8 protein-coding genes and 1 pseudogene are annotated in these 8,167 nt (G+C 62.7%); 8 read left to right on the plus strand and 1 reads right to left on the minus strand.

The window, feature by feature from the left end; translation table 11 throughout:
• The 8 genes from EOA60_RS10655 to EOA60_RS10690 form a co-directional block, all read left to right on the plus strand.
• Positions 1 to 576 (plus strand): N-acetylmuramoyl-L-alanine amidase (locus EOA60_RS10655; RefSeq protein WP_164899257.1); only part of this gene is annotated, 576 nt, incomplete at its 5' end.
• Positions 577 to 808: 232 nt separating this feature from the next.
• On the plus strand, positions 809 to 3,265 hold the full coding sequence (locus tag EOA60_RS10660; RefSeq protein WP_095801312.1) for a penicillin-binding protein 1A: 2,457 nt from the start codon (positions 809 to 811) through the stop codon (positions 3,263 to 3,265).
• Positions 3,266 to 3,392: 127 nt separating this feature from the next.
• A protein-coding gene (prfB, locus tag EOA60_RS10665) for a peptide chain release factor 2 (RefSeq protein WP_127240096.1) occupies positions 3,393 to 4,524 on the plus strand; the annotation gives its coding sequence in 2 pieces (ribosomal slippage) (positions 3,393 to 3,458 and positions 3,460 to 4,524; 1,131 coding nt in all).
• 48 nt (positions 4,525 to 4,572) lie between these two features.
• On the plus strand, positions 4,573 to 4,998 hold the full coding sequence (locus EOA60_RS10670; protein ID WP_095824706.1) for a GFA family protein: 426 nt from the start codon (positions 4,573 to 4,575) through the stop codon (positions 4,996 to 4,998).
• Positions 4,999 to 5,297: 299 nt separating this feature from the next.
• Positions 5,298 to 5,675: a hypothetical protein gene (locus EOA60_RS10675; protein WP_067321646.1), complete on the plus strand. Its 378-nt coding sequence runs from the start codon at positions 5,298 to 5,300 to the stop codon at positions 5,673 to 5,675.
• A gap of 166 nt (positions 5,676 to 5,841) precedes the next feature.
• Entirely contained in the window at positions 5,842 to 6,210 is a 369-nt protein-coding gene (locus tag EOA60_RS10680) for a GFA family protein (protein WP_095824705.1), read from the plus strand.
• A gap of 100 nt (positions 6,211 to 6,310) precedes the next feature.
• Positions 6,311 to 6,961, plus strand: coding sequence for an OmpA family protein (locus tag EOA60_RS10685; RefSeq protein ID WP_059184805.1), 651 nt, complete (start codon positions 6,311 to 6,313; stop codon positions 6,959 to 6,961).
• Positions 6,962 to 7,207: 246 nt separating this feature from the next.
• Positions 7,208 to 7,816: a hypothetical protein gene (locus tag EOA60_RS10690; RefSeq protein WP_066989524.1), complete on the plus strand. Its 609-nt coding sequence runs from the start codon at positions 7,208 to 7,210 to the stop codon at positions 7,814 to 7,816.
• A gap of 104 nt (positions 7,817 to 7,920) precedes the next feature.
• On the opposite strand, the pseudogene EOA60_RS10695 reads toward EOA60_RS10690, so the two are convergent.
• Positions 7,921 to 8,167: pseudogene (locus EOA60_RS10695) on the minus strand (ATP-dependent helicase); the annotation flags it as partial.

Here is an 8,167-nt window from a genome sequence, read left to right on the forward strand (position 1 = left end):
GCCGCGGTCGGCAGCTATGATGTCTATATGACACGGGACAGTGACGTGTCCCTGCCGCTCGACGAGCGCGTGCGCATCGCCCGCCAGCACGAAGCCGATCTCTTGATCTCCATCCATGCCGATACGATCGCCGTCAGAGGTCTCCGCGGCGCCACGGTCTACACGCTCTCGGACAAGGCTTCCGATCCCGAGGCTCAGGCGCTCGCCGATCGTGAAAACCTCTCCGACCAGTTCGCCGGCCTAAAGATCGAGGACGACAATAAGGAGGTCACCGACATCCTGATCGACCTGATCCGCCGCGAGACCCACGGCTTTTCGATGAGCTTTGCGCACACGCTGGTCGGCCAGTTGTCGACCAGCGTCGGTCTGATCAACAATCCGCAGCGCTCGGCCGGCTTCAAGGTGCTGAAGGCGCCCGACGTGCCCTCGGTTCTGGTCGAGCTTGGTTACCTCTCCAACAGCAAGGACGAGGCGCAATTGCTCAGCGCCGACTGGCGCGGCAAGGCGGCTCAGAGCATAACCAATGCCGTTGCCCTGTTTGCCGCGGCGAAAGCGGGAGCCAGGGCTGGGGGCTGACGGGGACCGAACCCGCCCACAACCTTGAGCCGTCCTACAACCGCAAGCAGCGTTGCGCGACGACAACACGTGGCGTTATTATTTGACGGACGGAGTTCCTGAAACTTCGTGCTGCCGTATTTTGTCCACATGGTCGCGACAATGGGTTTCCATTGCGGATTGGGACCGCCCCTGAAGCTTGCGCGACTGTCGGCTTCGTTTAGGAAATCCCGGACCTCGGACTGGAGCGGGCATGATTCGTCTCATCGGCTATTTCTTCGGCATCGGCACGACGCTGGCGCTGCTGGTCGCTGCGGGCCTTGCCATCTACATCGGCCATCTGACGAAGGATCTGCCCGACTACGAGGTTCTGGCCAAATATGAGCCGCCGGTGACGACGCGCATCCATGCCTCGGATGGCTCGCTGATGGCCGAATATGCTCGCGAGCGGCGCCTTTATCTGCCGATCCAGGCGATCCCGGACCGCGTCAAGGCTGCCTTCATGTCGGCCGAGGACAAGAACTTCTATAACCATCCCGGCATCGACATCACCGGCCTCGGCCGCGCCATCATCGTCAATCTGCAGAACTTCGGCTCGGGCAGGCGTCAGGTCGGCGCCTCGACGATCACGCAGCAGGTTGCAAAGAACTTCCTGCTGACCTCCGACCAGACCTATGAGCGCAAGATCAAGGAGATGATCCTGGCCTTCCGCATCGAGCAGGCCTATTCGAAGGACCGCATCCTCGAGCTCTATCTCAACGAGATCTTCTTCGGCTTCGGCGCCTATGGCGTTGCCGGCGCCGCGCTGACCTATTTCGACAAGTCGGTCAACGAACTCACCGTCGCTGAAGCCGCTTACCTTGCTTCGCTGCCCAAGGGCCCCAACAACTATCATCCCTTCAAGCATGCCGACCGGGCGATCGAGCGCCGCAATTGGGTCATCGACCAGATGGTCGAGAACGGCTACGTCACGCGCGAGGAGGGCGACAAGGCCAAGGCCGAGCCGCTCGGCGTGAAGCCGCGCCGTAACGGCTCCTACTTGTTCGCGGGCGAGTATTTCACCGAGGAGGTGCGTCGCCAGATCATCGCCCGCTACGGCGAGAATGCGCTCTATGAGGGCGGCCTGTCGGTGCGCACCACGCTCGATCCGAAAATCCAGCTCATCGCCCGCAAGGCGATGCAGAACGGATTGCTGAAATACGACACGCTGCGCGGCTACCGCGGACCGGTGACCCATATCGACGTTTCCGGCGACTGGGGCGTGCCGCTCGGCGCGGTCAAGGGGCTGGAGGACGTGCCGGAGTGGACGCTCGCCGTCGTGCTCGACAGTTCGGCCGATGGGCTGACGATCGGCATGCAGCCGGCGCGTCAGGTCTCCGGCGACCTCGTCAAGGACCGCGTCGAGGGCACCGTCAGCAAGGACGACATGGGCTTTGCCATGCGCCATTTCGTCAACGGCAAGTCCGTCAGGGCGAAATCTCCGGCGGAAGTGCTTGAACCCGGCGACGTCATCTTCGTGCAGAAGAACGAGGGCTCCGACAACGCCTATAGCCTGCGCCAGGTGCCCGAGGTCGAAGGCGGCCTGGTTGCCATGGATCCGCATACCGGGCGTGTGTTGGCCATGGTCGGCGGCTTCTCCTACGCGCAGTCGGAGTTCAACCGCGCTACCCAGGCGATGCGCCAGCCGGGCTCCTCGTTCAAGCCGATCGTCTATTCGGCGGCGCTCGACAACGGCTACACGCCGGCTTCCGTGATCATGGACGGGCCGATCACCATCCAGAGCGGCAACACGACCTGGACGCCGAAGAACTATGACGGCACGGCCGCCGGCCCGGCCACCTTGCGCTCGGGCATCGAGAAGTCGCGCAACCTGATGACGGTGCGGCTGGCCAACGACATGGGCATGAAGCTGGTCGTCGAATATGCCGAGCGTTTCGGCGTTTACGATCATCTTGCGCCCTATCTGCCGATGGCTCTGGGCTCCGGCGAGACGACGGTCATGCGCATGGTGTCGGCCTATTCGATCATGGCCAATGGCGGCAAGTCGATCAAACCGTCGCTGATCGACCGCATCCAGGATCGCTACGGCAAGACCGTGTTCAAGCAGGACGAACGCGGCTGCGAGGGCTGCAACGCCGCCGAATGGAAGAACCAACCCGAGCCGGAACTGGTCGACAATTCCGAGCAGGTGCTCGATCCGATGACCGCCTACCAGATCACCTCCATGATGGAGGGCGTGGTGCAGCGCGGCACCGGCGCCACCATCGCCGAGCTCGGCCGCCATATCGCCGGCAAGACCGGAACCACCAATGACGAGAAGGACGCCTGGTTCATCGGCTTCACGCCGAACCTCGTCGTCGGCCTCTATATGGGCTACGATACGCCGCGCGGCCTGGGCAAGGGGGCCACGGGTGGTGGCCTCGCCGCGCCGATCTTCAAGGACTTCATGCGCGTCGCGCTCGACGGCACGCCCAATGTCGACTTCCAGGTTCCGGAAGGCATGAAGCTGATCGCCATCAACCGCAAGACCGGCATGCGCGCGGCCGAAGGCGACCCCAACACCATCATCGAGGCGTTCAAGCCCGGCACCGGCCCGGCCGACAGCTATTGGGTCATCGGCATGGGCGCGGACGGCTCCAATGGTGCCGGCGGCGCGCTGTCGCCGCAGGCCAATCAGGCCATCCAGGACGGTGGCGGCGGCCTTTACTGACTTCCCCAGGTTTCGAATGGGCCGGCAGCTTAACGCCGGCCCATTTCGCTTTACAGGCGGCGGTGCCGTGCCTATGTATCGCGCCGATTCCGAAAAGAACGACAAGAACAGGACAGAACGAAGAGCCATGCGCGCGGAAACGCAGAACATTGTCGACGAGATCAGGCAGGCGATAACCCTGCTGAGGAGGCATCTTTGACTGGGATCCGGCCCTCAAGCGGCTTGAATATCTGAACTCGCGCGCGGAGGATTCCAGCCTCTGGAACGACCCTGCGGAAGCGCAGAAGCTAATGCGGGAGCGCCAGAGCCTCGATGAGGGGATCGCGGCGGTCAAAGGCCTGACCCAGGCGCTCGAGGACAATATCGGCCTGATCGAACTCGGCGAGGAAGAGGGCGACGAGGGCGTCGTCGCCGAAGCCGAAGCGGCGCTGCGTTCGATGCAGGGCGAGGCCAAGGCCCGTCAGGTGGAGACCCTGTTGTCGGGCGAGGCGGACGCCAACGACACCTATCTTGAAATCCATGCCGGCGCCGGCGGCACCGAGAGCCAGGACTGGGCCTCGATGCTCTTGCGCATGTACACGCGCTGGGCCGAGCGGCGCCGCTTCAAAGTCGAGGTGCTGGAAGTCCATGAAGGCGAAGAGGCCGGCATCAAGTCGGCCACCGTGCTTATCAAGGGGCACAACGCCTATGGCTGGTTGAAGACAGAATCTGGCGTTCACCGCCTGGTGCGCATCTCGCCCTACGACAGCAATGCGCGCCGCCACACCTCCTTCGCCAGCGTCTGGGTCTATCCCGTCATCGACGACACGATCGAGATCAACGTTTCGGAATCCGACGTGCGCATCGACACCTACCGTTCATCCGGGTCGGGCGGGCAGCACGTCAACACCACCGACTCGGCGGTCCGCATCACCCATCTCGCGACCGGCATCGCAGTTGCTTGCCAAGCCGAACGCTCGCAGCACAAGAACCGGGCCAAGGCCTGGGAGATGCTGCGCTCGCGGCTCTACGAGGAAGAGCTGAAAAAGCGCGAGGCCGTGGCGAACGCCACCGAGGCGTCGAAGAGCGATATCGGCTGGGGCCACCAGATCCGTTCTTACGTCCTCCAACCCTATCAGCTGGTGAAGGATCTGCGCACCGGCGTCGAAAACACCAGCCCGTCAAGCGTGCTCGACGGCGATCTCGACGAATTCATGGAGGCCTCGCTGTCGCATCGCATCGAGGGCGGTGCAGGTGAGGCGATGGCGGACCTCGACTAGGTATTCCGAAAACTTTCCGCCGGGTGGCGGCTGGCAGGGGGTGAGACCTTGGCAAATCCGGAAAAGGCAGGTGCTCGTACGCTTGCCGGGCAATGCTTCTGCAGCCTCGTCCGCTACGAGGTGACCGATGAATTCGCCTACGCGGTGAATTGCCATTGCTCGAACTGCCGCCGTACTACAGGGTCGGCTTTCAAGCCCATTGCCGGCATCGCGCGCGACAAGTTTCATCTCACCGCGGGCGACGACAGGCTGCTGATCTATGGCGATGCCGGCGGCCACGATGCGCATTGCGGGCAGTGCGGCTCCTTGCTCTACTCCTTGGTGCGGGAGGGTGCCTACGTCCATGTTGCCATGGGGACCCTGACAGGCGATCCGAGCATTCGCCCAAGTGCACATATCTTCGTCGGTTCCAAGGCGCCATGGTTCACGATTACGGACGACCTGCCGCAATATCGTGAACATGTCACCGGCTGACGGTCGGAACTTCCGTCGGCAGAATTTCGTTCTTAGGCACCCCTGGTCGCAGGCTTGTCGTAGTTATTGTTAACCAAGTCGGCGCACCCTTTTCTGCGGCCGCTGCTGAACCCCGGTGCGATTCCGAGGGCACGCCCAGTTCTTGCGCCGGCCAAGGAATCAGCCCAGCATTCGGGCTGGGTATAGAAGCATGTATGGCCGGACGCGGCATATCTGCGACTGACGATCCGGCCACTGGGAAGACACGTTCCGGGAACGGGCAAGCGACAAAACGCTTGATGCTCGAAAGGAACGCTTCGATGTCTGCTGCCAAGTCAAGATCGGCCCGAGCCGTTCGCCCGGCCGGCCGGCTCCTGTTTTCCCTGTTCGCCACCTTCGGGACCATGATGCTGACCGCTACTGCCGTCGCGCACGACGCCAAACCTACGGCGATGCTTCCGCAAGCCTGGAGCTATCCCTTTGCCTGCTGCGCCAACTACGACTGCAAGGAGGTGCCACAGACATCGATCGGCGAGCGGCCGGAAGGCTATGTGATAAAAGGCACGGGCGAGGTGGTCGCCTACAGCGACAAGCGGGTCAAGGATTCGCCTGATGGCGAATATCACTGGTGCGCGCACCAGGCCGGATTGGACGCCGGCAAGACCATCTGCCTGTTCGTGCCGCCGCCCTCTTACTAGGATTGCCGCGGCCAGGCAGTGCCATGTGAGCTCTCGACCGGGCGCTGCCGCGCCTGCTGACGAACGGTTGTCAGAACGACGTCTTTATGTTGCCTTGCTGCCACAGAAGTTCCGCCGCGTCTTCCGCACGGAACTGTGCGGGGGGCGGCGGACAACGGAGAGATCCATGATCATCAAGGGAAGCTGCCACTGCAAGGCCACGACTTTCGAAGTCTCCGAGGCGCCGCAGACGGTGACGCAATGCACGTGCTCATTCTGCTCCAAGCGCGGGTCGCTCTGGGCCTATTACGTCCCGTCGCAATTCAAGCTCACCAGCCCGCCTAAGAACGTCTCCTTCTACCGCTGGGGCTCGAATACCATAAAGCATGGTTTCTGCTCGACCTGCGGCTGCGGCACCTTCACCGAAACGCCGGACTGGTCGACGGGCCAGCCCGACTTCGACAACCCGAGGATCAGCGTCAACTCTCGCCTGTTCGACGACTTCGACCTGGACAGGGTCGAAGTGGTGGTGATCGACGGCAAGAACCTCTGGTAGCTTTGCCGTTCCGCTTTTTGCCGCAATTCATGGTACAACGCGTGCGGAAGGGCTGATTTGGCGCGGCTGCAACGGCCGCGATTTGGAGAGGGACAATCTTATGAAGAAGACCGTGCTCGTCGTCGTGGCGACGGCTGTGCTCGTGAGCGCCTGCACCACCACCGATCCGTATACCGGCGACCAGAAGATCTCCAACACCGCGGCCGGCGCCGGCCTCGGCGCTTTGGCGGGTGCCAGCCTTGGTCTGCTGGCCGGCGGCAACGACCGCCGCAACGCGCTGATCGGTGCGGGCATCGGCGCCCTTGCCGGCGGCGCGATCGGCGCGACGATGGACCAGAACGAGGCCGAGCTTCGCCGTCAGTTGCAGGGCACCGGCGTCAGCGTCACCCGCAGCGGCGACCAGATCATTCTCAACATGCCGTCCGACATCACCTTCAACGTCGACCAGGACGCGGTGAAGCCGGGCTTTTATCCGGTGCTGAACTCGGTGGCGCTGGTGCTGAACAAGTTCCGCCAGACGACCGTCGACGTCTTCGGCCACACCGACTCGACCGGCGGCGACGAGCACAATTTCGACCTGTCGCAGCGCCGTGCGCTCGCCGTCGCCAACTACCTGTCGGGCCAGGGCGTCGATTCCCGCCGCTTCGCCGTCACCGGCTTCGGCAAGACACGTCCGGTTGCTTCCAACGCGACGGCCGCCGGTCGCGCCCAGAACCGTCGCGTCGAGATCCAGCTGTCGCCGCTGACCTGATAGAAGCTGCTGCCAGGAGAACTACTCTACTATGCAAAACGGCCCCGCGAGGGCCGTTTTGTTTTTGACCTCGAGATGGGAAAAGCCGTCGGGGCCTCAGCTAGTTCTAATTGATGCCTTTCCATCGCCTTGGAAAGGACTAGCATCGACGCTGTCCAGCGGGGACGAGGCGGTACAACCGGCCGCGCAATCAGCATTTTTCCGCCTCGGTCTTGCACGGCCAGTTCAAGAATCTGGGAGGAATGCATGACAAGAACGACTCGCCTTGGGCGCTGCGGCGTCCTCGTTTTAACTGGCCTCTTGGGCGCATGGGTTGGAGCCGCCACGGCCCGAGCCGAAGACGCCAACAAGGCCGACATCGAAGCTCTGAAAAAATCGCTGGCCAAATATGAGGACTACACGGCCGCCGTTCGCGACCTCTATCTGTCGACCGTCGGCTGCGTCTATTACTCGGGCGAGAAGATTCCGGGCACGATGGAATATCCGAAGGGCGCCATGGGCATCCATTTCGTCAACGTTCCGAGCGTCGGCCAGAAGCTCGACCCGATGAAGCCCAACGTGCTCATTTACGAACCGACCAAGAAAGGCTTGAAGCTGGTCGCCGTAGAATGGCTGGTGCCCTTGACGCCGGATGTCAAGGAACCACCGAGCCTATTCGGCCAGAAATTCATGGGTCCGATGGAGGGGCATTATCCGCTCATCCCGAAGGAGTTCGTCCATTACGATCTTCACGCCTGGCTGTTCAGGGACAATCCGAACGGCATGTTCAGCCCGACGAATCCGAAGGTGAAATGCAGCGACGCCGAGTTTCCGATGCTGGAGAAGCCGACCAAGATGATGCCCGGCCCGATGTAAGCGGCAGCAGGACAATCCCGGCAAAGCGCTTGTATCCTTCGAAACGGCAGTAGAGGAACGGCCCCATTCGGGGCCGCCTCGTTGTTGCCGACGCGGTATTGAGGTCAGACCTTCGCGACGATGCGCATGAAGGCGGGCACGTCATCGCCGAAGCCGACGGTCGCGTCGTCCTCTTCATGGCGGTGGCGGCTAGGGCGGCTGTGGTCGCGCTGAGGACGGGAAGCCCCGCGCTGCTCGTTGCGGTTGTCGGAACCCTTGCGGTCGTTCTCGGAACGGATCGCATCCTTGCGGGCGCGGCGCTCGGCAATATCGGCAATCTCGGCCACCGGCTGCTCTTCGCGTGGTGTCTCC

Origin of the sequence: Mesorhizobium sp. M1A.F.Ca.IN.020.06.1.1 (assembly GCF_004023265.1) — a bacterium.
Lineage (GTDB): Bacteria > Pseudomonadota > Alphaproteobacteria > Rhizobiales > Rhizobiaceae > Mesorhizobium.

Bases quoted from the DNA above. Each gene is read 5' to 3' on its own strand.
- EOA60_RS10660 (WP_095801312.1), top strand. From the start codon at position 809: ATGATTCGTCTCATCGGCTATTTCTTCGGCATCGGCACGACGCTGGCG.
- EOA60_RS10685 (WP_059184805.1), top strand. From the start codon at position 6,311: ATGAAGAAGACCGTGCTCGTCGTCGTGGCGACGGCTGTGCTCGTGAGC.
- EOA60_RS10690 (WP_066989524.1), top strand. From the start codon at position 7,208: ATGACAAGAACGACTCGCCTTGGGCGCTGCGGCGTCCTCGTTTTAACT.
- EOA60_RS10675 (WP_067321646.1), top strand. From the start codon at position 5,298: ATGTCTGCTGCCAAGTCAAGATCGGCCCGAGCCGTTCGCCCGGCCGGC.
- EOA60_RS10680 (WP_095824705.1), top strand. From the start codon at position 5,842: ATGATCATCAAGGGAAGCTGCCACTGCAAGGCCACGACTTTCGAAGTC.